Source organism: Advenella kashmirensis WT001, from assembly GCF_000219915.2.
GTDB classification, from domain to species: domain Bacteria; phylum Pseudomonadota; class Gammaproteobacteria; order Burkholderiales; family Burkholderiaceae_B; genus Advenella; species Advenella kashmirensis.
In genome coordinates this window covers 2952076-2974515 of the sequence record NC_017964.1, presented here as the reverse complement: position 1 = coordinate 2974515, position 22440 = coordinate 2952076, and the positions used below count along the sequence as shown (strand labels likewise).

At 54.9% G+C, this 22440-nt stretch carries 19 protein-coding genes and 5 pseudogenes; 13 read left to right on the top strand and 11 right to left on the bottom strand.

From position 1 onward, the window contains the following. Nucleotides 1–68: 68 nt before the first annotated feature. The 3 genes and pseudogenes from TKWG_RS13955 to TKWG_RS13945 form a co-directional block, all read right to left on the bottom strand. The gene (locus tag TKWG_RS13955) at nucleotides 69–1256 is read right to left on the bottom strand and encodes a cupin domain-containing protein (protein WP_014751449.1); all 1188 of its coding nucleotides are present in this window, start codon (nucleotides 1254–1256) and stop codon (nucleotides 69–71) included. After that, nucleotides 1253–3886, bottom strand: a pseudogene (gene mutS / locus TKWG_RS13950) (DNA mismatch repair protein MutS). Before mutS ends, TKWG_RS13955 begins: the two are co-directional and overlap by 4 nt. Nucleotides 3887–3963: 77 nt before the next feature. Beyond that, nucleotides 3964–4653 (bottom strand): FadR/GntR family transcriptional regulator, encoded by a 690-nt coding sequence (locus tag TKWG_RS13945; protein WP_014751448.1) that lies wholly within the window; start codon nucleotides 4651–4653, stop codon nucleotides 3964–3966. A 185-nt stretch (nucleotides 4654–4838) separates the two neighbouring features. Here TKWG_RS13945 and TKWG_RS26045 point away from each other — a divergent pair, with 185 nt between their 5' ends. The 10 genes and pseudogenes from TKWG_RS26045 (at nucleotide 4839) to ehuA (ending at nucleotide 12069) form a co-directional block, all read left to right on the top strand. Next, entirely contained in the window at nucleotides 4839–5255 is a 417-nt protein-coding gene (locus TKWG_RS26045; RefSeq protein ID WP_264300242.1) for a Bug family tripartite tricarboxylate transporter substrate binding protein, read from the top strand. Further along, a pseudogene (locus tag TKWG_RS26040) lies at nucleotides 5186–5793 on the top strand (tripartite tricarboxylate transporter substrate-binding protein). The gene TKWG_RS26045 and the pseudogene TKWG_RS26040 overlap by 70 nt, the downstream one beginning before the upstream one ends. 5 nt (nucleotides 5794–5798) lie before the next feature. After that, nucleotides 5799–6317 carry an enolase-like domain-containing protein gene (locus TKWG_RS25135; protein WP_238534183.1) on the top strand — a complete coding sequence of 173 codons (519 nt, stop codon included), beginning with the start codon at nucleotides 5799–5801 and terminating at the stop codon, nucleotides 6315–6317. Then, nucleotides 6298–7002, top strand: coding sequence for an enolase C-terminal domain-like protein (locus TKWG_RS25130; protein WP_322786547.1), 705 nt, complete (start codon nucleotides 6298–6300; stop codon nucleotides 7000–7002). The genes TKWG_RS25135 and TKWG_RS25130 overlap by 20 nt, the downstream gene beginning before the upstream one ends. 33 nt (nucleotides 7003–7035) lie before the next feature. Next, nucleotides 7036–7944 carry a dihydrodipicolinate synthase family protein gene (locus tag TKWG_RS13930; protein ID WP_014751444.1) on the top strand — a complete coding sequence of 303 codons (909 nt, stop codon included), beginning with the start codon at nucleotides 7036–7038 and terminating at the stop codon, nucleotides 7942–7944. A gap of 858 nt (nucleotides 7945–8802) precedes the next feature. After that, nucleotides 8803–9657, top strand: coding sequence for an ectoine/hydroxyectoine ABC transporter substrate-binding protein EhuB (gene ehuB / locus TKWG_RS13925; RefSeq protein ID WP_238534181.1), 855 nt, complete (start codon nucleotides 8803–8805; stop codon nucleotides 9655–9657). A gap of 175 nt (nucleotides 9658–9832) precedes the next feature. Then, nucleotides 9833–10285: an ABC transporter permease subunit gene (locus TKWG_RS13920; RefSeq protein ID WP_238534180.1), complete on the top strand. Its 453-nt coding sequence runs from the start codon at nucleotides 9833–9835 to the stop codon at nucleotides 10283–10285. Next, entirely contained in the window at nucleotides 10206–10502 is a 297-nt protein-coding gene (locus TKWG_RS25125) for an ABC transporter permease subunit (protein WP_322786635.1), read from the top strand. Before TKWG_RS13920 ends, TKWG_RS25125 begins: the two co-directional genes overlap by 80 nt. A 2-nt stretch (nucleotides 10503–10504) precedes the next feature. Beyond that, nucleotides 10505–11197 (top strand): ectoine/hydroxyectoine ABC transporter permease subunit EhuD, encoded by a 693-nt coding sequence (gene ehuD / locus TKWG_RS13915; RefSeq protein ID WP_014751442.1) that lies wholly within the window; start codon nucleotides 10505–10507, stop codon nucleotides 11195–11197. An 8-nt stretch (nucleotides 11198–11205) separates the two neighbouring features. Further along, nucleotides 11206–12069, top strand: coding sequence for an ectoine/hydroxyectoine ABC transporter ATP-binding protein EhuA (gene ehuA, locus TKWG_RS13910; RefSeq protein WP_148274548.1), 864 nt, complete (start codon nucleotides 11206–11208; stop codon nucleotides 12067–12069). Between the two features lie 190 nt (nucleotides 12070–12259). On the opposite strand, the gene TKWG_RS13905 is transcribed toward ehuA, so the two are convergent. The 5 genes and pseudogenes from TKWG_RS13905 to TKWG_RS13890 all read right to left on the bottom strand — a co-directional run bounded on the left by TKWG_RS13905 (nucleotide 12260) and on the right by TKWG_RS13890 (nucleotide 16426). Continuing rightward, the gene (locus TKWG_RS13905; protein WP_014751440.1) at nucleotides 12260–12889 is read right to left on the bottom strand and encodes a nicotinamidase; all 630 of its coding nucleotides are present in this window, start codon (nucleotides 12887–12889) and stop codon (nucleotides 12260–12262) included. Continuing rightward, nucleotides 12886–13841, bottom strand: a pseudogene (locus TKWG_RS13900) (D-2-hydroxyacid dehydrogenase family protein). The gene TKWG_RS13905 and the pseudogene TKWG_RS13900 overlap by 4 nt, the downstream one beginning before the upstream one ends. A 154-nt stretch (nucleotides 13842–13995) precedes the next feature. Continuing rightward, on the bottom strand, nucleotides 13996–14439 hold the full coding sequence (locus tag TKWG_RS25120; RefSeq protein WP_014751437.1) for an AEC family transporter: 444 nt from the start codon (nucleotides 14437–14439) through the stop codon (nucleotides 13996–13998). Next, the gene (locus tag TKWG_RS25115; protein WP_014751436.1) at nucleotides 14415–14924 is read right to left on the bottom strand and encodes an AEC family transporter; all 510 of its coding nucleotides are present in this window, start codon (nucleotides 14922–14924) and stop codon (nucleotides 14415–14417) included. The genes TKWG_RS25120 and TKWG_RS25115 overlap by 25 nt, the downstream gene beginning before the upstream one ends. Nucleotides 14925–14932: 8 nt before the next feature. Beyond that, entirely contained in the window at nucleotides 14933–16426 is a 1494-nt protein-coding gene (locus TKWG_RS13890) for an AMP nucleosidase (protein ID WP_014751435.1), read from the bottom strand. 253 nt (nucleotides 16427–16679) lie between these two features. Here TKWG_RS13890 and TKWG_RS13885 point away from each other — a divergent pair, with 253 nt between their 5' ends. After that, entirely contained in the window at nucleotides 16680–17519 is an 840-nt protein-coding gene (locus TKWG_RS13885) for a mechanosensitive ion channel family protein (protein ID WP_050981729.1), read from the top strand. A 230-nt stretch (nucleotides 17520–17749) separates the two neighbouring features. Here the strand turns inward: TKWG_RS13885 and TKWG_RS13875 are convergent, their stop codons facing one another. Then, complete coding sequence (locus TKWG_RS13875; protein ID WP_014751432.1) at nucleotides 17750–18610, bottom strand: RNA methyltransferase; 861 nt, start codon at nucleotides 18608–18610, stop codon at nucleotides 17750–17752. Between the two features lie 111 nt (nucleotides 18611–18721). On the opposite strand from TKWG_RS13875, the pseudogene TKWG_RS13870 reads away from it, so the two are divergent. After that, nucleotides 18722–19515: pseudogene (locus TKWG_RS13870) on the top strand (inositol monophosphatase family protein). Between the two features lie 25 nt (nucleotides 19516–19540). Then, nucleotides 19541–20396 (top strand): annotated as a pseudogene (locus TKWG_RS13865) (undecaprenyl-diphosphate phosphatase). A gap of 145 nt (nucleotides 20397–20541) precedes the next feature. On the opposite strand, the gene TKWG_RS13860 reads toward TKWG_RS13865, so the two are convergent. Then, a complete protein-coding gene (locus TKWG_RS13860; RefSeq protein WP_014751430.1) occupies nucleotides 20542–21408 on the bottom strand; it encodes a MaoC/PaaZ C-terminal domain-containing protein in 867 nt (288 codons plus the stop codon). 17 nt (nucleotides 21409–21425) lie between these two features. Then, nucleotides 21426–22340, bottom strand: coding sequence for an SDR family NAD(P)-dependent oxidoreductase (locus tag TKWG_RS13855; RefSeq protein ID WP_014751429.1), 915 nt, complete (start codon nucleotides 22338–22340; stop codon nucleotides 21426–21428). Nucleotides 22341–22440 lie beyond the last annotated feature (100 nt).

Sequence of the window (22440 nt, the reverse complement as noted above, 5' to 3'; positions counted from 1 at the left end):
TCGTTGTCCTGATCGTGTGTTGAAGTCGAGGAAACCTGGCAAGTTATTGCCAGGTTTTTTTTGCCTGATTATTGCGTTACGATCCAGCCGTCATCCAGCCATTCCTGCAACTGTGCGAGCGTGGCTGCATTGGCTTTTTTCAGATCGGCGCAGGTCAATATGCGTGTGTCGGCGAATTTTTTAAACGTAGCATTGGTTTTCAATTCCAGGGCTTCGCCGTTGATGAACAGATCTGTACCCCGGTAAATCATGCGGCTGCGGCGATCCAGCACCAGGCTGCCATCGCTGTCGATCACGTCGTCTATGTCGACCATGTCTTCGGCAATCGGAAAGACAGTGAGGGAATTGGGTTCGGTCAGCCAGCAGCCCAGAAAGCGTGCCGCCATACGCTCGGTGAACGTAATTTTCTGTACCGCTGCCAGCGCGCTATTGATCAGTTCATCAGGCAAGGCAGCCGGTTCAGTAGTGGCGGCCAGGCGTTTATCCTGGAACATGCCCGAGAGGTCGGGTCCGGGTAGTGCGGGCGTGGAGTAGGGGCCAAAGCCCAGGCCGTTGCGCGCGCTCAGCTGATCGGCCGCCACTTCCAGCAGCCCACGCGCAAGAACGGCCAGGGATGGGGCACGAAAGCCGATAGAAACGGTGATGCACTCGTCCGACTCCGAGATGCCGTCATGCGCAATATGCGGCGGCAGATACAGCATATCGCCGGGTTCCAGCACAAATTCTTCTTCAGGTTCAAAATGCTGCAGAATCTTGCAGGCAATATCGGGCACCAGCGACAGGTCTTTCTGCTGGCTGATACGCCAGCGCCGCTGTCCGTGGCCCTGCAGCAGAAACACGTCGTAGCTGTCAAAATGCGGGCCAACGCCGCCGTTGCGCGAAGCCAGGCTGATCATAATATCGTCCAGCCTGGCGTCAGGAATAAAGCGAAACTGCTGCATGAGCGCTGCAGTCGCGTCGTCATGCAGATCCACGCTTTGCACCAGCAAAGACCAGTTGGGCTCGGCCACCTTGGGAAAGCGTGCGAACGGGCCGCTTTCCATATTCCATTCGTCATTTTCCTGCCAGATCAGGCGTGATTCGACATCGTCGCGTTTTGCCAGTTTCCTCAGCCCGGCGGGAGGAACGGGGCTGGCAAAACCAGGAATGGCCTGTCTGATCAGCAACGGTTTTTTCTGCCAGTATGTGCGCATGAATTGAGCGGGGCTGCGTCCACCCAGCAAAGTCATGGGGGCGTGAATGTCAATAGATGTCATGATTCTCCGCCAAAGCGGTTATGCAATTTGTAAAGGGCGTCCAACGCTTCGCGTGGGCTCATATTATCGGGATCGAGTTCCTGCAGGGCGTCGCGCAAGGCGGTAAGCTCTAGCGCATCGTCGCTTTGCTGGTCATCGGTTTCGTGTGTGGCAGTAAACAGATTAAGCTGTGATATATCGCCGGCCTGGCTTTCCAGGCGATCCAGCTCCCGTTTGGCCTGGCGGATGACTGCCACGGGCAGACCGGCCCGTTGCGCGACCTGAATGCCGTAGCTGCGACTGGCCGAGCCCCTCCTGAACTTCATGCAGAAAAACAATGCCGCTAGCCGCTTCGGTAGCGGCAAGGTGTACATTAATTGCGGATGAATTCAGGTCAGGCAGTCGGGTAATTTCAAAATAATGGGTGGCAAACAGCGTCAGCGCATGATTATGGTCCAGCAACCGGCAGGCGATGGCCCATGCCAGCGACAGGCCATCGTAGGTGGAGGTGCCCCGACCTATCTCGTCCATCAGCACCAGGCTGTTGGGTGTGCTGGCAGCCAGGATGGTGGCGGCCTCGGTCATCTCCATCATGAAGGTGGACTGGCCGCCCGCCAGGTCGTCGGCAGCACCAATACGGGTGAAGATGCGATCAATCACACCAATGGTGGCGGCAGTTGCCGGCACGAAGCTGCCCATGCGCGCCAACAGTACGATCAGGGCGGTCTGGCGCATGTAAGTTGATTTACCACCCATGTTGGGGCCGGTAATGAGCAACATGCGTCTGTCATGGTCCATCAGGCAGCTATTGGGCGTAAATTGCTCGATCGTGTGCTCGACCACCGGATGTCGGCCTGCCTCAATGTCGATCACCGGGTGTTCGGCCAGTTGCGGTGCCACCCATTCGTTATCCCTGGCATGACTGGCCAGCGCCAGATAAACGTCCAGTTCTGCAATGGCCTGCGCGCAACGCTGCAGGGGGTTTACCCAATCCTGCATGGTGTCGAGCAACTGCTCGTAGAGCCATTTTTCGCGCGATAGCGCCCGGTCGCGGGCCGATAGCACCTTGTCTTCGAAACCCTTGAGCTCGGGCGTAATATAACGTTCGACATTCTTGAGTGTCTGGCGGCGTCTGTAGTCGTCGGGTACTTTGTCGACCTGGCCCTTGGATACTTCAATGAAAAAGCCGTGAACCCGGTTGAACTCTACGCGCAGATTGGCAATGCCACTGCGCTGGCGTTCCCTGGCCTCCAGCTCTACCAGAAAGGCGCCGCTGTCGCTGGCCAGGGTGCGCAGCTCATCGAGCTCGGCATCAAACCCGGCGGCGATCACGCCGCCATCGCGGATCATCGCTGCCGGTTCGGCAGCGACGGCAGCCTGCAATGCGGCGTGCAGGCTGGCATCCAGGGTCAGTTCATTGTTGAGGACGTCAAGGCGATCGGCATTGGCATGCTGGTTGCGTAAAACAGTCTGCAACTGCGGCAGGCGCGCCAGCGCATCGCGCAGGCTGGCCAGCTCCCGGGGCCGCACCGAACGCAAGGCGATGCGCGTTGCGATACGTTCCAGATCGGGAAACGCATTGAGTTCTGTACGCAGGTTATCCAACGCGATATGGGGATGCACGGGCCCGTCGGGGCGTCCGGTCAGCATGGCCGCAACCGCGGTCTGGCGCGCCTGGATCTGGCTATTGGAGCGCAGCGGGTGGTGCAGCCAATGGCGCAGCTTGCGACTGCCATGGGGGTCTCGCAGTGATCCAGCAAAGAAAACAGGGTAGGTCGGCTCTCGCCACTGATGGTTTCGGTGATTTCCAGGTTTTTGCGCGTGACCGGATCCAGCACCAGATAGTCCAGTGCGTGATCGACCATGATGTGCTGGACGTGCGACAGCGACTGCGTTTGCGTGCGTTCCACGTAGCGCAACAGCGCGCCGGCCGCGCAAATGGCGGCGGGCATATCGGCCATGCCGAAGCTGCCCAGCGAGTCGATCTGAAAATGCTGGCAAAGCAGGGTGTTGGCATCATTCAGGTCATAGTGCCAGTCCGCAGTGTGACTGATCGAGCCGGCAAATTTTGTTTCTAGGACAAAGGAGTCGGCGTGTACGATTTCCGCGGGTGCGATACGGTGGATTTCCGAGTCCAGCGCTTCCTTGTCACATTGTGTGACTTTGAACTGGCCGCTGGCCAGGTTGAGCCAGGCCAGCCCGTATTTTGGCGCCTTGCCTTTGGACGGCAGGAAAACCGACAGCAGAGGACGGTCCAGCTTTGAAGGCAACAGGGTTTCGTCGGTCAGCGTACCAGGCGTAACGATGCGCACGATCTTGCGCTCAACGGGCCCCTTGCTGGTGGCAGGATCGCCGATCTGTTCGCAGATCGCCACCGATTCGCCCATGGCCACCAGACGCGCCAGATAGGTTTCCATGGCATGCACCGGAACACCTGCCATGGGAATGGGCTGGCCATTTGAATTTCCCCGCTTGGTGAGCGTCAGATTCAGCAGTCTGGCTGCCTGTTCGGCATCCTCATAGAACATTTCATAAAAATCTCCCATACGGTAGAACAGCAGCACAGATCCGGCTTCGAGTTTGAGGCGCAGGTACTGCTGCATCATGGGGGTGTGCCCGGAAGGCGCGATTTTACTGGTTTCTGCAGGCATGAGTGATAGGTTGTCTAAAGTATTCTGGCGTTCAATCGGCTATTTTACGATTATCCAGGGCGCCGTTGGGCGACGAGTCATTCGCCAATCCGCATTACCGCTCTGTCGATCAGTGCCAGCACTGCATTTTCCGCGGCCGTGGGGTCGTGGGCGCCGATGGCATCCAGCAGTGTCTTATGCAGCGCCAGTGCCTGGGGGTCTGGACCCCACTGGTCGCTGGAGGCGCGAAAACTCATGGTCCAGACTGCAGATAACGCCATTTCCAGTTGCCTGAAGAACACGTTGCCGCTGGCGTGAACGACTGCGCCGTGAAAGCGTAAATCGGCTTCGATATAGTCCGCACGATTATTTGCGCAAGACATTGCCTGGTATGCCAGCTGCAATGTCTCAATATCTGTTTGTTCGGCTCGCAAAGCGGCCAGATGTGCCGCCTGTGGCTCCTTGGCCTGTCTCAGTTCCATCAGGTCAGCCATCAGTTTTTTGTCTGGCGGCAATCTTGCGTACCAGTCCAGCACAGATGGATCGAAAAGATTCCATTTGCTGCGTGGCAGCACATGTGTGCCGGTGCGTGGCCGGATGGATACCAGGCCTTTGGCCGCCAGGCTTTTCATCGCCTCTCTGATAATAAGGCGGCTGGCGCCATACGTGTTGGCCAATTCCGGTTCGGTGGGAAGCTGGATGCCTTCGGCAAAATGCCCGGCAACAATACTGCTACCTAAAGCATCGACTATTTGTTGATGGAAGTTTCGTAACTGGGATGAAGACATGGCGACAAGTATACCTGTAACGAAGCGGTTCACATGCGACTGAACGATTGACATCAATTATATAATGATTATATGATTGTATTTTTAAAAATAAAAATAGCTACGAATCACAAATATCTAACGAATCACAATAGCGAACAACGCCATTTATGTTCGCATCAAGGAGACATTGCATGAAAAAACCAATGACCATGCTCTTGCTGGCGCTGGCCGGGGCGTTGTTCAACCCGGGCCTGGCCGGCGCGCAGCCGTTTCCCTCCAAGCCGATTCGCATGATTGTTCCGGTCCCGCCCGGGGGCTCTGGCGATCTTGTTTCCCGTCTGGTAGCCGGTGCTGCCGCAGAGGATCTGCAGCAGCCGATCGTTATAGACAATCGTCCGGGCGCAACCGGCAATATCGGTACTGTTGCCGCCGTCAAAGCACCCGCCGACGGCTACACCATTTTTTTATGCAGTATTGGCAACTGTTCGGTTAACGCCAGTCTGTATGCCAATCCGGCTTTGATCTGTTCAAAGACATCGCGCCGGTCATATTGCTGGGTTCGTCCATTAATGCATTTGTTACCGGACCCAAGACAGGCATCGATAGCCTGCAGACGCTGATCGGCAAAGCGAAAACGGGCGATATCAGCTATGGCTCTTCCGGCGTAGGGGCATCCAATCACCTGGCGGGCGAACTGCTCAAGAAAATGGCTGGCATCTCTCTATTGCATGTGCCATACAAAGGATCTGGTCCCGCAATTACCGATTTGATCGGCGGACAAATAGACGTTTTCTTTGATAATGAACCGTCGATTCTTCCCTTTATCAAATCGGGAAAAGTCAATGCGCTTGCCGTAACGGGGCGCACCCGCTCGGCCAATTTGCCCAATGTGCAAACCATGGAGGAGCTGGGCTATAAAGGATTCGTCATCGAGCCCTGGTTTGCTATCGGGCGCCTGCAGGGACACCGGCACCGGTGATTCAAAGATTGAATGCGGCGTTCAATCACGCCCTCAAGGATCCTGCTGTCATCAGCAAACTGAATCAATCGGGCATCGGAGCCATTGGTGGTGCGCCGTCTGTACTGGCCAGGCACATCAAGTCCGAACATGATAAATGGGCCGAATTGATCCGCGCCCAACGTATTTCCACAGAGTAAAAAACATGCGTATTACAGGTATTGAAACCATAAGACTGAAATCCCAGCCTAATTTGATCTGGGTTGAAATAGAAACAGATGAGGGTATCGTCGGGCTGGGTGAAACCTTTCGCGGCGCCGAGGCGGTGGAAACCTATCTACATTCCATGGCGGCGCCATTGATTCTGGGAGAAAATCCGCTGGACATTGAGCGCCTGCACAAGGTGCTTTTTCGTGGCTATCTGGGTTTCAATGGCAGTGGCGTAGAGAGCCGTGCTGCGTCGGCTATCGATATCGCCCTGTGGGATATCTTCGGCAAGATTACCGGCCAGCCCGTGTACCAATTGCTGGGTGGCGCTTGTCATGAACGCATGCGTGCCTACAATACCTGCGCCGGTGTTGACTACAATAGTAAAAGTATTCAACGTCGGCTGATTCAGCCCGGGGCAGAAAAAATCCGTGGTCGTTATGACGATCAGATTGCCTTTATCGAAGACCCGGCGCAGCTGGCACTTAGCCTGATTGATGAGGCTTTGGTGCCATGAAAATATGGCCATTCGATGGCGCCGCCATGGAAACCGGTGTCAGTATGTCAGTGCCCGGCAAATGCGGCAAGGCCTGGAGGTATTTGAGAAAATCAGGTTGGCCGTTGGTGACGAAATTGAAATCATGTGTGAATTTCATTCGATGTGGAATGTCACTTGCGCACTGGCCATCGCCCGGGAACTCAAGCAATTTCGACCCTTCTGGGCAGAGGATCCAATAAAGATGGATAGTCCCGGACTGCTGGCAGACTACCGCAGACTTGCGCAGATCCCTGTATGCGGCAGCGAAACCCTGGCCTCTCAGAGTACCTTTCGCGATTTGCTGGCGGAACATGCACTGGATATTGTGATGCTTGATCTGTCCTGGTGTGGTGGTATCAGCGAAGGCAGGAAAATTGCCAGCCTTGCTGATGCATATCAAAAGCCGATCGCGCCGCACGACTGTACCGGGCCAGTAGTGCTGTGGGCTTCTCTGCACCTGGCCCTGGCATCGCCCAATGCAATTTTTCAGGAAGTGGTGCGTGCGTTTCTTCATACCTTTTATAAAGACCTGGTTACCGAGCTGCCGGTTCTGGATAAAGGATTCTTGTCGCGTCCCGATGCCCCGGGTCTGGGAACGGCACTGGCGCCCACAGTCAAGAGCGATGCGCTGGCCTGTTTTCGTCGCAGCGCATTGCCTGTTTAACGATTTACAACAAATTTTATTCTGGAGACGGATATGGCAACTTTCGACCGGGCGCAGGTGCGGGCTGCGCTTGATGGTATTTCAGGCATTCTGGTCACCCCCTTTGATGATCACGGCAAGATTGAACCGGCACGACTGCAGCCCATTATCGATAATGCAATCGAAGCAGGCATACACATACTGGTGGCAAATGGTAATACCAGTGAGTACTACAGCTTGCGCTACGGGGAAAGCCAGGCCATGGTGGCAGCCGTGGCGGACCAGATACGTGGGCGGATTCCGTTGCTTGGCGGGGTGGGGCGTGGCATTGAGGAGGCCTGTGACCTTGCGGCCGCTTCCCGGGAGGCCGGCGCTGATGCGCTGATGATTCACCAGCCGCCGGATCCCTTCGTATCGCCACGAGGCATACTTGCCTACGTACGTCGTATCGAAGAAGCGGCGCAGGGTCTGCCGCTGGTGCTGTATTTGCGTAATGAGGCAATCGGCATGGCGTCCATAGAAGCGCTTTGCAGTGTTGATTCTGTGGTTGGCGTCAAATGGGCATCGCCAACGCCTCTTGTGCTGGCCGATGCAATTGCCCGCACGCGGCATCTGGATATAGCGTGGGTAGGTGGCCTGGCCGAAACCTGGGCGCCGCCGTTTTATGCGGTAGGCGCCCGCGGGTTTACTTCAGGACTGATAAACGTGGCCCCTGGCCACAGTGCTGCAATCCATAATGCACTTGAGAAGGGCGACTACACTGCGGCAAATCAGCTGATCGCGCAAATGCTACCCTTTGAACAATTGCGGGCAGAAGAAAATAATGGCGCCAATGTGACGGTTGTGAAGACTGCATTACAACTTCAAGGTCACAATTGCGGTGCAACCCGACCACCTTCTGCGTGGCCCATGAATCCACAGGCGCTTGACACGCTCAGGCAATTGCTTAAAACCTGGCAGTAGGTAGCAACCGCAGGGGCCAGTACAAACTAAGATTGCTGGTCTTGCCTTTATTGCCTACTACCGTACGATACGAAATGACAGGGTGTTATTGCTCGCAACAGCAAGGCAGTCCGCGTAGCAGGCGCTTTGGGCAATTAAATGGGTGTAATTCGATAATATTAAGACTCACCCACATGGGTAACCAATCTCACCACAGCCCCCCATTCGCATATGAAATATTGATGGATGGCTTGCATTTTTCGCAAGAAAACTGATGGCATATTAAGAGCTGGTATTTCTATTTTCCAGGCGACAATGGGAACGCTGCATGCCTGATATGGCTGTAACTTTTTGTATGAATGAATTTCTATTTTATGTCGTGCAAAAAACTTTCATTAAATCTGAATAAAGCAATTATTTGTTGAATTTTTGACCTTGTGCAAAACACTTTTCGGGTGATTTGAACATGGCCGTAGTAATCGATCCAGACCTGTAGCTGATGGACAAGTATCCACTCTTATTACGGCGATTATAAAACTGCATGACATTAGGTTATTGATTAATAAAATTTATTTCAATTGAAATAAACCTAGGGTTTTCCATGTATATATTTCATCTAAATGACGCCTTTTCGGATGTAACGAATATATCAAAATTAATCTATTGCGGTTGTGCTGTACCATTTATCTATGTTACTTCTATAGCTGAAGCGATAACCGCTAGCGCAGAAAACACACTCGTCATGTGATGAATTTTATGCATGAAAGTGTGCTGCATTCTGCATTTGAAAGTTATTTCAAATGCAATTTTTATCTGGATAAACTCCAGATAAAAACTTCAGGATAAATCAACTTCAAGGGGAGTAGAACGATGAATAGAATGCTCAAAACTCGAACCCTGCTGGCTCTCGCTGTAGCAACCGCTGCGGCTTTTGGTACAGTGGCTTCGGCTGCCACGTTGCAGGAAATTAAAGACAAAGGCGTGGTGCGGATTGCAGTTGCCAATGAAATACCTTATGGTTTTGTCGACCCAACTGGTGAGGCAAAAGGCGCCGGACCGGAAGTGGCCAAGCATATTATGGAACAGCTGGGCATCAAGGAAATCAAATGGGTCACCACGGGGTTCAGCTCACTGATTCCAGGCCTGAAGGCCGATCAGTTCGACATGGTCGCAGCAGAGATGGCTATCCTGCCTCAGCGTTGTCAGCAGGTAGCTTTTTCTGAGCCTAACAGCTCCTATGGTGAAGGCCTGCTGGTAGCCAAAGGCAACCCGGACAATCTGCACAAATACGAAGACTTCAGCAAGTCAGACAAGAAAATCGCCATCATGGCGGGTGCTGACCAGCTCGAGATGCTGCAAAAACTCGGTGTTGACGACAGCCGCATGGTGACCATCTCCAATAATGCAGACGCGATTTCGACTGTGTCTACCGGGCGCGCTGCGGCCTACGCCGCGACCAGCCTGACGGTCAGTGAACTGGCCGAGAAGAGTGATAAGGTTGAGCCGGCAGGAAAGTTTGAGGATCCGGTGATTGATGGCAAACCAGCCCGCAGCTGGGGTGGTTTCACCTTTGATCAGGACTCCGATGATCTGCGTAAAGCAGTCAACGAAGAGCTGGCCAAGTTCAAGAAAACACCAGAGTGGAAAAAGATTCTCACTACCTATGGCTTTACCGAGCATGATCTGGAAGAGTCTACCAAGCAGACGACAGAACAGCTTTGCGCTGCCAAGTAATCAGGATGTAGTTTTATTGCGGGTTATGCGCTAGCCGTATGGCGTGTGCACATGGGTCTGCGAGGCGATTGCAGACCACCCTGATGTGGCGACACCAGCCACGTTCAAACTCACCGGCTCGTGCAGGCTGCCGCTTGCATCCTTCATCTCATTTCCATAAAACAAAAGGCGACCGATGGATTGGAATATATATCTGACGCCCCTGTTGCAGGGGGCGTGGGTGACCGTTCAGTTGACAGTCTATTCGACCATACTGGGTGCGATCACCGCGTTTGTGTTCGGTATCGGCAAGCTTTCAAGCAACTGGTTTTATCGCGGATTCTCTATCTGCTTTGTCGAAATTTTTCGCGGAACATCCCTGCTGGTACAACTGTTCTGGCTGTTCTTTGCGCTGCCGCTACTGGGACAGGCGCTGGGCCTGGACTTTCGTATGGCGCCGCTGGTTGCCGGAACGCTGGCCCTGGGATTCAATATCGGCGCCTATGGCGCCGAGGTCGTACGGGGCGCCTGCAGGCAGTGCCACGTTCGCAATTTGAGGCGGCCAAGCGCTGGACTTTACGCCGCGCCAGACATTACGGTTTATTTGCCTGCCGCAGGCCATTCCGGAAATGATGCCCAGCTTTGGTAACCTGGCGGTGCAAAATCTTAAAGATACCGCATTGGTATCGTTGATCAGCCTGGGCGATATGGCGTTTCGTGCTGAACAGATCCGCAATTACACACAAGACAGCACAACGGTGTACACCATTTTGCTCTTTATGTATTTCGGTATGGCGCTGATTCTGACCGGAATCATGAAACTGCTGGAGCGCTCTGTCGGGCGCTGGCGCGCGGGGAGGGCCTGAACATGCTTTTTGGTATTGAATGGGACACCAGCAGCAATTGGTCGTTTGCTGTTTCGATTTTTCCGATATTGCTCAAAGGTCTGGTGGTCACGCTGCAGGCCACCGTGCTGGGCTTTCTTGTGGCCATGGTGCTGGGCCTGATTCTGGCCGGTCTCAAAAGTGCCCGGCTGGCCATCATTTCGTGGCCTGCAAAATTCATCACTGAATTTATCCGCGATACGCCATTGCTGGTCCAGCTTTTCTTTCTTTATTATGTATTGCCCGAGCATGGCATTGTCCTGCCCGCTTTTCTGACAGGGGCGCTGGCATTGGGCGTGCAGTACAGCGCTTACCTGTCAGAGGTCTACAGGGCAGGCATCGAATCCATCCCGCGCGGACAGACCGAGGCCTCCCGGGCATTGGACCTTGCGCCGGTGCGCACTTTCGGTTTTATCATTCTGCCGCAGGCCATCCCGCGCATTATCCCGGCGATGGGGAACTATCTGGTATCCATCATGAAAGATGTGCCGGTACTGTCAGTCGTTACTGTGCTGGAAATGCTCAATGTTGCAAAAATCATAGGTGATCGTACCTTCAATTATCTGATACCGCTATCCATGGTGGGAATCATTTACCTGATCCTGACGATCGTCGCGTCCTACGGGGTGCGATATCTGGATACCCACCTGCCCAAACGAGGAATACCTTTACGATGAATAATCCGATGAATAATGATAATTCAACGAGCACCCCGGATCACCCGCAGGGCCAAGGTGCTGCGAATGGCGATGTCGCCGCCGCTCGTCCGGATACCGGCGAGCCGATTATCCGCTTTGAAAAAGTCGTCAAGAAATTTGGCGATGTGACTGTGCTGGACGAACTGGATTTCGAAGTGCGCAAGGGCGAAAAAGTGACCATTATTGGCCCGTCCGGTTCCGGTAAGTCTACGGTGCTGCGTATCCTGATGACACTTGAAAACATCAATGATGGCGTCATTTACGTGACCGGCAGGCCGTTATGGCATGAAGAGAAAAACGGTGAGCTGGTGCCCGCAGCAGAAGAGCACTTGCGTGAGATGCGCAAGGAAATGGGCATGGTATTTCAGCAGTTCAATCTGTTTCCACATATGACGGTACGTCGCAATGTGACCGAAGCACCGGTGCAGGTGCTCAAATTGTCCAAAGAAGAAGCCAACGAGCGCGCCGACAAGTATCTTGAACTGGTAGGCCTGTCCGATCAGAGCGACAAGTTTCCAAGCCAGCTCTCCGGTGGTCAGCAGCAGCGGGTGGCCATTGCACGCGCGCTGGCGATGCGACCGAACATTATGCTGTTTGACGAACCCACCTCGTCATTGGATCCTGAGCTGGTGGGCGAGGTACTCAATGTGATTCAGCGGCTGGCCGAAGAGCACGATCTGACCATGTTGCTGGTGACGCATGAAATGCAGTTTGCCAAGCAGATTTCAGATCGGGTTTGTTTTTTTGACAAGGGAAAAATCGTCGAGCAGGGCACACCCGATGAGGTATTGGTTCATCCTCAGGAGCCGCGCACGCAGGAATTTCTCAAAAGTTTTATCGAGCAGCATTGATTGCAAGCAAGGCACGGCAACCTGCCCTGATACCCATGGTGCTGCTGCCATTGCTGTTGTGATGTGGGAGCAAAAAGGCGGCACCGGGCCGATAGCCACCTATATAGCCACTTCATTCATGATAGAAGCGACGCGATACGAGCGAATCCGTTCGCCGCAGATTTTAAGGGGTACCGGCCAGGTTGTCGCTTTACACGATGCGGATGCCCTGTGCCAGCAGGGTCTTGCGCGTATCTGCATCGGTTTGGGCGGTAACCGGGGCGGTCGCGTCCCAAATGACAAATGTATTGAAACCAGCCGCCTGTGCGTCCTGCGCGGACCATAATACGCACACATCTCTTGCCAGGCCGCCAATATATACATTCCGCACCTGGCGATCCTTCAGCCAGCCGGCAAGACCGGTCAATGGACGTTCGCCTGCAGGGTTGTGGTTTTCGCAAAACGCGCTGTACGAGTCCACAGCGGGATCGGCGCCTTTGCGTAATATGACATTCATCCTGTTCCAGTCGATGGCACTATGCAAGGCCGCACCGTTTGTTCCCTGTACGCAGTGATCAGGCCATAGCACCTGAGGATGGCCGTAAAGCTCAATACTGTCAAAGGGTTTACGGCCGGTGTGCGAGGATGCAAAGGAAATATGGCCACTTGGATGCCAGTCTTGGGTGGCGACATAATGGGCAAAACAGTCCTGCGCCAGTAAGGCCTGTACAGGCCTCACAATGGCATCTGCCTGTTCACATGCGAGCGGGCCACCGGGCATGAAGTCCGGCTGGATATCGACCAGAATAAGCGCGCTATGAGGCAATATGCTATTTGTCATAATGCTGTTTCGTCCAGCCACTGGATCAATTGTTGTTGCACATTGGTTGAAAATTTGCGGTACACCTGTTCACTGACAAAGCCCATATGCGGTGTGAGCAAGATATTGGGCAGCGCTACCAACTCGGGGCTGATGCCTGGTTCATCATCAAAGACATCCAGTGCGGCAAATCCCGGGCGGCCTGTTGCAGTGCCTTGATCAGGGCCGGCGTGTCAATCAGGCTGGATCGCGAGGTATTGACCAGCAGGCTGCCTGGTTGCATCAGCGCTAGTGTGTCGCTGTTGAGCAGCTTGCGCGTGGCATCCGAGACGACAATATGCAGCGACACCACATCGGAAGTGGACAGCAGGGTTTCCAGTGATACGCTGCTTGCGTCCTCTTCACTAGCCCGTTCTGGTGTCATGTTTGGACTCCAGGCCTGCACCTGCATGCCGAAGGCGCGGCCAACGGCAGCCATGCGCTTGCCGATGTGTCCAAGACCGATCAGACCTAAACGCTTGCCCTCCAGCACTTCGGGAAGATGCTGGCAGATCGCGGGCGTACGCCACTGCGGTTGTTGCGGGCTGACAAGCAGGTCCGGCAGTTTCTTGGCGGATGCCAGAATCAGCGACCAGGCCAGCTCGCAGGTGCTGGCTTTGGACGGCCCGAATTCGGTTGCGGTGACCTTGATGCCGGCTGCTTCGGCTGCCTGCTGATCAAGCGTATTGTTGCGGGTACCGGTAAAAATAATGCGTTGCAGATCGGGCAGTTGCGTGATCAGCGATTTGGGAAAGGGCGTGCGGTCGCGCATCAGCACAACGCATTGCGCCTGGGCCACAGCCGCCAGCAACTGCTCATCGCGCAAGCGGTCGTGATGAATTGTCAGATGGCTGCGGTTTTGTATATCGGACCAGTCTACGAGGCGGGCAAGCCCGTGTTCCCAGTCATCCAGTATGACAATTGAAGGTTTCATGTAATGCTCCGCAAAAAGGGCAGTGATGCATGCGCTGCACGCGCGGGCAGCAACAATCGCTTTGCCATCCGGTCAGTGCAAAACAATATATTACCTCGCAGGCAGCTACAGCGCATGCGTGCAGGGTGTGGACGGTGATTCGGCTGCCCGGGGGCTATCCCTGAAACCAGGCAAGCAGCACAGAGACACTGATGACCGATAGCACAGTTGAAATAAAGATGGATTGCGAGACCAGATGCGTATCACGCTGATACATGGTGGCCAGCATGAAGGGGCCGGTGCCGATGGGCAGGGCGGCCAGCAGTACGGCCGCTTCGCGTTGTACCGGTGGCATGTCAAAAACGATAAAAGCCAGGAATGCCGTGGCAGCCGGCAGAAACAGCATTTTCATGAAAAGAACCGCGCCCAGTGCCGGGTGAGGGCGGATACTGCGCGTTTGCGCCAGGAACAGGCCAATGGTAACCAAGGCGCACGGGCTGGCCGAACTGCCCAGCAGACGTGCCAGTTCGGCCAGCGGCGCCGGCAATGTAATGCCCAGGCCAGATAGGGCCATGCCTGCCACGGGCGAGACAATTAGCGGATTTTTTGCCAATGCCACACCGGTATGACCCAGGCTGGTCCATACACTAGCATGTTTTTCAGTCCGGTTTCCAGGCAGACAATGGACAGGGCAAACAGGACGCAGGCGGTCAGTATCATGGTAATGACGACCGGGATGATACCGGCCTGGCCATAGGCCAGCATGCACAGCGGCAGCCCCATATAGCCCGCATTGCTATAAGAGGCGGACAGGCTGGCTACACTATTGTCCGGCAGGCTGAAACGACGCCGTTGCCAGACCATGAAAATGAAAAAGGTCGCCAGCATGCCGCCGGTACTGGCCAGGATGAAAGGAACCTGGTTCAGTTCTTCCCAGCTGACCGTGGCCATGGCGTGAAACAGCAGCGCCGGCAACGCCAGCCAGACCACATAGCTATTGAGATGCTGGCTTGCCTGGTCCGACAGGATCCGCCGGCGAGCGGCGATGTATCCGATCAGAATCAGCGCAAAAACCGGAAAAGCGGCATTGATAACGGAATTCAAAATACGTGTTATTTAAAAGCGGTTTCTATAAAGCTGCGCAGTTTACGCGAATGCAGCCGCTCGCGGGGCATCTCACGCAATTTTTCCAGCGCCCGCATGCCGATACGCAAATGCTGGCTGACCTGCTTTCGATAGAAGTCCGAGGCCATGCCGGGCAGCTTCAGTTCGCCATGCAGGGGCTTGTCCGACACACACAGCAGCGTGCCGTACGGTACGCGAAAGCGAAAACCATTGGCAGCGATGGTTGCCGATTCCATGTCAAGTGCAATGGCCCGCGATTGTGAGAAACGTTGTACCGGTTCATGCTGGTCCCGCAACTCCCAGTTGCGGTTATCGATGGTGGCTACGGTGCCGGTCCGCATGATCCGTTTAAGTTCCCAGTCAGACAGCCCGGATATTTCTTCAACAGCATGTTCCAGGGCAACCTGGATTTCCGCCAGCGGCGGCACCGGCACCCATAGCGGCAGATCGGCATCCAGCACGTGATCTTCACGCACATAGCCGTGCGCCAGCACATAGTCGCCCAGGCGTTGCGTGTTACGCAGTCCGGCGCAATGGCCTAGCATGATCCAGGCCGAGGGTCGCAATGTGGCGATGTGGTCGGTTATGGTCTTGGCATTGGACGGCCCCACGCCAATATTGACAAGTGTGATGCCGTTGCCATCCTCTCGCTTCAGGTGATAGGCCGGCATTTGCGGCAATCGTTGCAATCTCTGGGACGGATCCGGTCGCCCCTTGCGCGTTATGTGGTTGCCCGGCTCGACCAGGGCTGTATAGCCCGAGGCGTCGTCTTCAATCAATTGGGCGGCCCGCTCAATAAACTCGTCGACATAAAACTGGTAATTGGTAAACAGGACAAAATTCTGGAAATGTTCAGGCGCGGTGGCTGTGTAGTGCTGCAAACGGTGCAATGAATAGTCAATGCGTGGCGCGGTAAAAGGAGCCAGTGGTCCTGGCTGGCCGGGTTCTTCCCGCAGGGTTCCGTTGACAATGGCATCGTCCATGACGGCCAGATCCGGGACATCGAAGAAATTGCGCAGGGAAGAGCCGATCGTGTCGGCATAGACGCCTTCAACATACTGGCCGCCGGTAAAGGCGAAATGCAAGGGGATGGGGATATCGGATTCGCCGATTTCCACAGGTAACTGGTGGTTTTTCATGATCAGCCCGATTTGCTCAAGTAAATAGCTTTTGAACTGCTGGGGCTGGGTGATGGTCGTTTGATAAAGGCCGGGTTCGGTGGTATGCCCGTATGACAGACGTGAATCGACTTCCTGATGGTCGGGTACATGCAGGCGGATAGCAGGATAGCAGGCGCGCGTGCGCTGATCAGACCTGTTTTCGCCGCTGATGTAGCGGTAAAAGGACTCGCGGATGAAAAGTGTATTGCGCTCGTAAATGCGCAGCAGTTCTTCAAAAGCCAGGACCGGGTCACGAAAACTGGAAAAACCGATTCTTTGTGGTGAATGAAAGGTAGAAGGCGTACTTTGCTGTGTGTTCATGGATAAGCGCTGATTGTTATGGTCATTGACCAAAGCGGGCCATATTGCAATCTGATCCCATACGCAAGCTTTGCTGTCCTGTAATATGGTGCCGGAAACTGGTGTCGCTTTGCTGTCCTGAAGTATATTCTGTCATTATGACACGTTAAAATCCTGACATAGCGAATGCCCGCAATTGGCGTGGGCCTGTCCGCCAGCAGTGCCGCAGGCGGGTCAGGTGTTTTTTGAAAAAACATGCAAGAGAGTGATTTATATGGATATTCAACAAATCGAAAGTTTCTGGCCCTTTTTACAGCGCTTTGCCGTTGATCTGGTGGTCGCTTTCGTTATTCTGGGCATTGGCTGGACCGTCTCCAGGTGGCTGGGCAATATGGTACAGCGCCTGAGTGCCAGGTCGGAAAAAATCGATCCGACGATCATACCCATGTTCCGCACGGTCGTGATTTGGAGTGTACGGATCTTTACGATTATCGCCGTACTGTCGCAATTCGGTGTGCAAACAGCCAGCCTGATTGCGGTGCTGGGTGCCGCCGGCCTGGCTATCGGCCTGGCTTTGCAGGGCACACTGCAAAATATTGCGGCCGGCATCATGCTGCTGGGCTTGCGGCCTCTGCGTGTGGGGGAAAGCGTGACGGTGGCGGCAGGCATTTCCGGTACCGTAGACGAAGTGGGGCTGTTTCTGACGCGGATTGTGCAGGCCGATGGTGTGCAGGTAACGATTCCCAATAGTACGGTCTGGAATGGCACGATCATCAATTTGAGTCGTAACCACAACCGTCGTATGGACATACCTGCTTATATTTGTTATGGCGATGACGTCAATCGGGCGATCGACGTGCTGCTCAAACTGATCGACGAACAGCCCGGCGCGATGAAAATGCCTGCGCCGTCGGTCTTCGTGGGCGATCGCAAGGACGGCATCATCACCCTCACATTGCGTGTCTGGGCCAGTGCCGACAATTTCTTCAACCTGCAGAACGATCTGAATCGTGAGGTCCCGATGCGTCTGAAAGAAGAAGGGTTTGAAAGCCCAAGCCCATTACGAGTAGCAGTACAGGCCGTAGACTCCAACAATCAGAATGGCGCCAAATAACCACGCCTGAGCATCTGACGTTGTCGTACCGGCAGATGCCAGGCGGAGCATGCCAGCGAGGCCTGGCGTAATACGTCAGCCAACCAGGTGGTCACCGCCGCGTTCGCGTCTGTTAAAAACAGCGGATTGGCGCAGCAGGTGCGCCGGTATTGCGAAACAGGGACTGCCGGTGCCATGGCCGGTCTGCCTCAACCTTCAGGTACTGGCCCAGTCCGACTGCAACAGTTCGCTTACGGCCGGTAGACCGTTTTCAGAATGTTGGTGCATACCCCGCGCATCATATCCACTTCTTCCTGGGTCATGTGGATGCGCGTAAACATATAGCGCATGCGTGGCATCAGCTTTTTCGGATGATTGGGATTGAGAAAATCGATGCCGATCAGTGCGCTTTCCCAGTGATTGATGAACGCTTCCACCTTTTCTGCGGGGGCATAGTCGCGGGAGGAACTGTCTGTGTAGCCATGGGCGGGGGTCGACAGCAACAGATCAGAATGATCCGTTGACGGCAGTGTCGCGGTGGGAAGCAAATTGCTGGACTGGGCAGGGGGGAGGGCGCTGGTATGCCGGGCTGCCGGCGGTGCCTGCATGGCGTAGTTCAGTTCCCACGCAGCCAGCAGCAGGGCTTGTGAAACGTTCAGGGAACTGTACTGCGGATTGGCGGGAATATGGCAGATGCGATGGCAGCGGCTGATATCGTCATTGTCCAACCCCGTTCTTTCGGTTCCCAACACAATTGCAATACATGTATCGGCATGATTATTCAGATGCGTTCGCGATAGCTGGGCTGTCTGGCGGATGTCCAGCGACGGCGGGCCCATGTCGCGGGTGCGGGCCGTCAGGGCAAAGGCCAGGGTAATGCCGGTTAGTGCCGTATCCAGGTCGGGCGCGATATGCGCCTTCTCCAGGATATCGGTAGCCCCGCTGGCCAGCGCCAGGGCCTCCTCATGGGCCAGGATACCGCTATCTTTCGGATTGACCAGAACCAGATCGCCAAATCCCATGTTTTTGATTGCTCTTGCGGCAGAACCCACATTGCCAGGGTGGGTTGGTGAGACCATGATAAAGCGGACCCGGTTATGTAACGGTGACATAAAATTCCTTCGAACGGCATGAATATGGACAGAAATGATGGGAATTGCAGAAGTCTGCTTTATTGTCCATTAAAATGCGTATTTTACTACTCAACCGAAGTCTGGAAAGCTATGCACCCCATGCTCACCATCGCCGTACGTGCTGCCCGCCGTGCCGGCGCCATTATCAATCGTGGCAGTCTCGATCTGGATAAAGTCCAGATTGCACGCAAAGGCCCCAACGATTATGTTACCGAAATTGATCGGAACGCAGAACAGGCAGTGATCGAGGTGTTACGCGACGCTTATCCGGACCACGCTTTTCTGGGCGAGGAATCCGGTCATATTCCGGGGGCCAAGGACAAGGAAAACGAAGTGCCGGAATATCAGTGGGTGATTGATCCGCTGGATGGCACCACCAATTTCGTACATGGGTTTCCCAATTACGCCGTGTCCATCGCCCTGTTGCACAAGGGGGTCGTCACGCAGGCCGTGGTCTACGACCCAGCCCGCAATGAAATGTTTACTGCCACTCGTGGTGGTGGCGCCTTTCTGAATGACCGCCGCGTGCGCGTCGGCAGCCGGACCCGCTTTTCCGACGCTCTGATCGCTGGCCGATTTCCTTCTGTTTCCGGCTCTAACCGTACCGGCGCCGAGCGCTACTACGGGCTGGTCGACGACTGTTCCGGCTTTCGTCGCTTGGCGCGACCGTACTGGAGCTGGCCTATGTTGCCGCCGGTCGTTTCGACGGCTATTGCGGGGTTCACCTCAAGCCCTGGGACCTGGCCGCAGGCAGCCTGCTGATTCTGGAAGCAGGCGGCCTTATTGCCGATTTCGAAGGGGAACAAACCTGGCAACAAACCGGCAATGTGCTGGCCGCCAGTCCCAAAATCTTCACTCAAATGCTGATTTCGCTGAAGCAGTAAATTGTTGTCCGGTTCGGAGCCCGTCATTATGGATCAAGTGTGGTACCTGTTTAAAGCCGTTTTTCTGGGTATTGTCGAAGGGATAACCGAATTTCTGCCGATTTCCAGCACTGCCCATTTGCTGATTCTGGGCGACTGGATCGGCTTTGACTCCGGGCAATTCAAGGTGTATGAAATCGTGATCCAGCTCGGATCCATTCTGGCGGTGATGTGGTTGTACCGGCAGCGCTGCGTGAGATTATCGTGGGCACGTTCACCGGTAACCGGACCGAGCAGCGATTTACCATGAATCTGATCATTGCCTTTTTGCCGGCGGCCATTATCGGCCTGCTGCTGATCAAACACATTAGTCAACTGCTTGATGGCAAGTTCATGGTTTACGCCTTTACGCTTGTGGTGGGCGGCATCATTATGTTGTGGGTGGAACGACGCCCCACAATGGCCAAGCACACCACACTGCAGGAACATGAGCTGGCCCATCAGACAAGAAGCCTGGAAGATATCACCTGGAAACAGGCGCTGGTGGTGGGGTTTGCTCAATGCCTGGCCATGATTCCGGGTACATCGCGCTCAGGTGCAACGATTATTTCCGGCATGATGGCCGGCATTCACCGCAAGACGGCGACCGAGTTTTCTTTTTTCCTGGCCATGCCAACCATGATCGCCGCCACGGTATTGAGCTTGTACAAGCACGGTGGCCAGTTGAGCCAGAGTAATCTGCTTGCGGTCCTGCTCGGCTTTGTTGCCGCCTATATTAGTGCACTGGTTGTGGTGCGCGCCTGATGCGCTTTCTGTCCAGTGCGTCCTATCGTCCTTTCGGCTGGTATCGTATCGTCTTTGGTATTGTTGTTGCACTATGGGCCTGGAACCAGGTCGCCTAGTTTTTATTGCACGCGAAGAAATTGAGAAAATGCCGGCATTGCCCGGCATTTTCTCATTTCGCTGTCTGCCAAATTGCTGTGATTGGCTGTGATGCAAGAGGATGCTGAGTGTTGCCAGCGTGATCAAGCCAGCGTCATTCTCCGGTTACTGCGTGCCGCGCAGAGCGGCAAAGCCGTTACTGAGCACAATGACATCGCGTTCCTGGACGCTGGCCTGAAAATGAATCTGGTCCGCGCCTTCGCGCCAGATGTCGCACACCAGTGTTTCCCCCGGATATACTGGTGCCGAAAAACGGGCATCGAAACGGTATAGCAAAGCCGGGTCGTTGTCGCAGCAGTCCTGAACAACCGCTCTTGCGGCATGTCCGTAGGTACACAGTCCGTGCAGAATCGGCCGTTCGAATCCAGCCGCAGCAGCTGTCTGCGGGTCAATATGCAGCGGGTTCGGATCGGCGTTCAATCGGTAAAGAATGGCAGCATTGGGCGCCACGGCAATCTTGCGTCGATAATCCGGCGCACGGTCAGGTACCTTTGGCAGGGCAGCCACAGGGGCATCACCCTGTCCGAAGCCACCGTCAGCACGGCAAAACGTGGTCTGCTGGATGGTGGCCACCAGCGCATTGTCTGCATCGTACATATTGCGTTCGGCAATGACCAGTGCGCCCTTGTCGGCGCCCTTGTCGATCACATGCGAAATATGTGTCTTGCCGGTCAGTACGCCTTCGGCGGCCAGTGGCTTGTGCCAGATGCTGCGTTGCTCACCATGTACCAGTTTGACCCAGTTGATACCAGTTGCCGGGTCTTGCATCCAGAAGCCCGGATAGCACAGAATGCTGCTCATTGTGGGAAACGCCTGCAGCTGCTTTTCATATACAAATTGCAGTTGTGATGGGTCCAGGGGGTCGCGCGCCAGGCCGATACCCAGCGCATACAGTATGCTGTCGCGTTGCGTATAGCTGTGGCGAGTGTCGGCAAAACGCCAGTTCTTGATCCGTTCGTAGTCCAGTGGCATGCGGCTGCTCCTTGTAATCAGATGGGATCCCAGTTGATCACGTCGGGAGAGCGTTCCAGTTTATGGAACTGGCCCTGCATGGCCGGAATGGCGATCTGGGCGATCAGCTCGGGCGTCCAGCCTTCAGACATGTGCACGGACCGCACTGGACGGGGCTGGCTAAAGAGGAGAATTTCATTGGCTCGTACCCCGAAAATCTGGCCTGTCACTTCCGCTGCGGCATCGCTGCCCAGATAGACCGCCATCGGTGCGATTTTATGCGTTTCCATTTTCTGCAGTTTCTGCACCCGCGCTTTTTCTTCGGGCGTTTCGGCCGGAATGGAGCTGGTCATGCGGCTCCAGGCAAACGGCGCAATGCAATTGGACCTGACGTTATACCGGGCCATGTCAAGTGCAATAGACTTGGATAGGGCGGCGATGCCCAGCTTGGCTGCGGAGTAGTTGGACTGGCCGAAATTGCCGATCAGCCCGGACGTTGAGGTCATGTGCACGTAAGCGCCTGATTCTTGTTCGCGGAAATAGGGCGCGGCAGCGCGACTGACAAAAAATGTGCCATGCAGGTGCACATCAATGACCTGACGCCATTCCTCTTCGTTCATTTTATGAAACAGGCGGTCGCGCAGGTTTCCGGCGTTGTTGACGACGATATCAATACGACCGAAATGGTCCATGGCGGTCTGCACAATCTGGCTGGCCGACTCGTAACCGGCGACACTGTCGGTATTGGCCACTGCAGTGCCGCCGGCAGCGGTGATTTCGTCGACCACGGCATGCGCGGGGCCATCGGTTCCACCCTGGCCGCTCAAAGACACCCCGATATCATTGACAACCACTTTTGCACCGGCCTTGGCATAGGCGATTGCAATGTCCCGGCCAATACCACCACCGGCACCGGTGACAATCACTACTTTTCCTTCTGCAATTGAGCCCATCGGCTTCTCCTCTAAAATTTTAGGCATCCGCTCGCCGGCTTGGCCGTCGATCCGGTTAGGGATTACTATCTATTGTTGCTGTATTTCATGATAGGCCATA

Excerpts from the sequence above, each read along its gene's own strand:
- ehuD (WP_014751442.1), top strand. The coding sequence starts at position 10,505 with ATGCTTTTTGGTATTGAATGGGACACCAGCAGCAATTGGTCGTTTGCT.
- TKWG_RS25130 (WP_322786547.1), top strand. The coding sequence starts at position 6,298 with ATGAGGCTTTGGTGCCATGAAAATATGGCCATTCGATGGCGCCGCCAT.
- TKWG_RS13905 (WP_014751440.1), bottom strand. The coding sequence starts at position 12,889 with ATGACAAATAGCATATTGCCTCATAGCGCGCTTATTCTGGTCGATATC.
- TKWG_RS13955 (WP_014751449.1), bottom strand. The coding sequence starts at position 1,256 with ATGACATCTATTGACATTCACGCCCCCATGACTTTGCTGGGTGGACGC.
- TKWG_RS13855 (WP_014751429.1), bottom strand. The coding sequence starts at position 22,340 with ATGGGCTCAATTGCAGAAGGAAAAGTAGTGATTGTCACCGGTGCCGGT.
- TKWG_RS13945 (WP_014751448.1), bottom strand. The coding sequence starts at position 4,653 with ATGTCTTCATCCCAGTTACGAAACTTCCATCAACAAATAGTCGATGCT.
- TKWG_RS13860 (WP_014751430.1), bottom strand. The coding sequence starts at position 21,408 with ATGCCACTGGACTACGAACGGATCAAGAACTGGCGTTTTGCCGACACT.
- TKWG_RS25135 (WP_238534183.1), top strand. The coding sequence starts at position 5,799 with ATGCGTATTACAGGTATTGAAACCATAAGACTGAAATCCCAGCCTAAT.
- TKWG_RS13930 (WP_014751444.1), top strand. The coding sequence starts at position 7,036 with ATGGCAACTTTCGACCGGGCGCAGGTGCGGGCTGCGCTTGATGGTATT.
- TKWG_RS13920 (WP_238534180.1), top strand. The coding sequence starts at position 9,833 with ATGGATTGGAATATATATCTGACGCCCCTGTTGCAGGGGGCGTGGGTG.
- TKWG_RS13875 (WP_014751432.1), bottom strand. The coding sequence starts at position 18,610 with ATGTCACCGTTACATAACCGGGTCCGCTTTATCATGGTCTCACCAACC.
- TKWG_RS26045 (WP_264300242.1), top strand. The coding sequence starts at position 4,839 with ATGACCATGCTCTTGCTGGCGCTGGCCGGGGCGTTGTTCAACCCGGGC.
- ehuB (WP_238534181.1), top strand. The coding sequence starts at position 8,803 with ATGCTCAAAACTCGAACCCTGCTGGCTCTCGCTGTAGCAACCGCTGCG.
- TKWG_RS13885 (WP_050981729.1), top strand. The coding sequence starts at position 16,680 with ATGGATATTCAACAAATCGAAAGTTTCTGGCCCTTTTTACAGCGCTTT.
- TKWG_RS13890 (WP_014751435.1), bottom strand. The coding sequence starts at position 16,426 with ATGAACACACAGCAAAGTACGCCTTCTACCTTTCATTCACCACAAAGA.
- ehuA (WP_148274548.1), top strand. The coding sequence starts at position 11,206 with ATGAATAATGATAATTCAACGAGCACCCCGGATCACCCGCAGGGCCAA.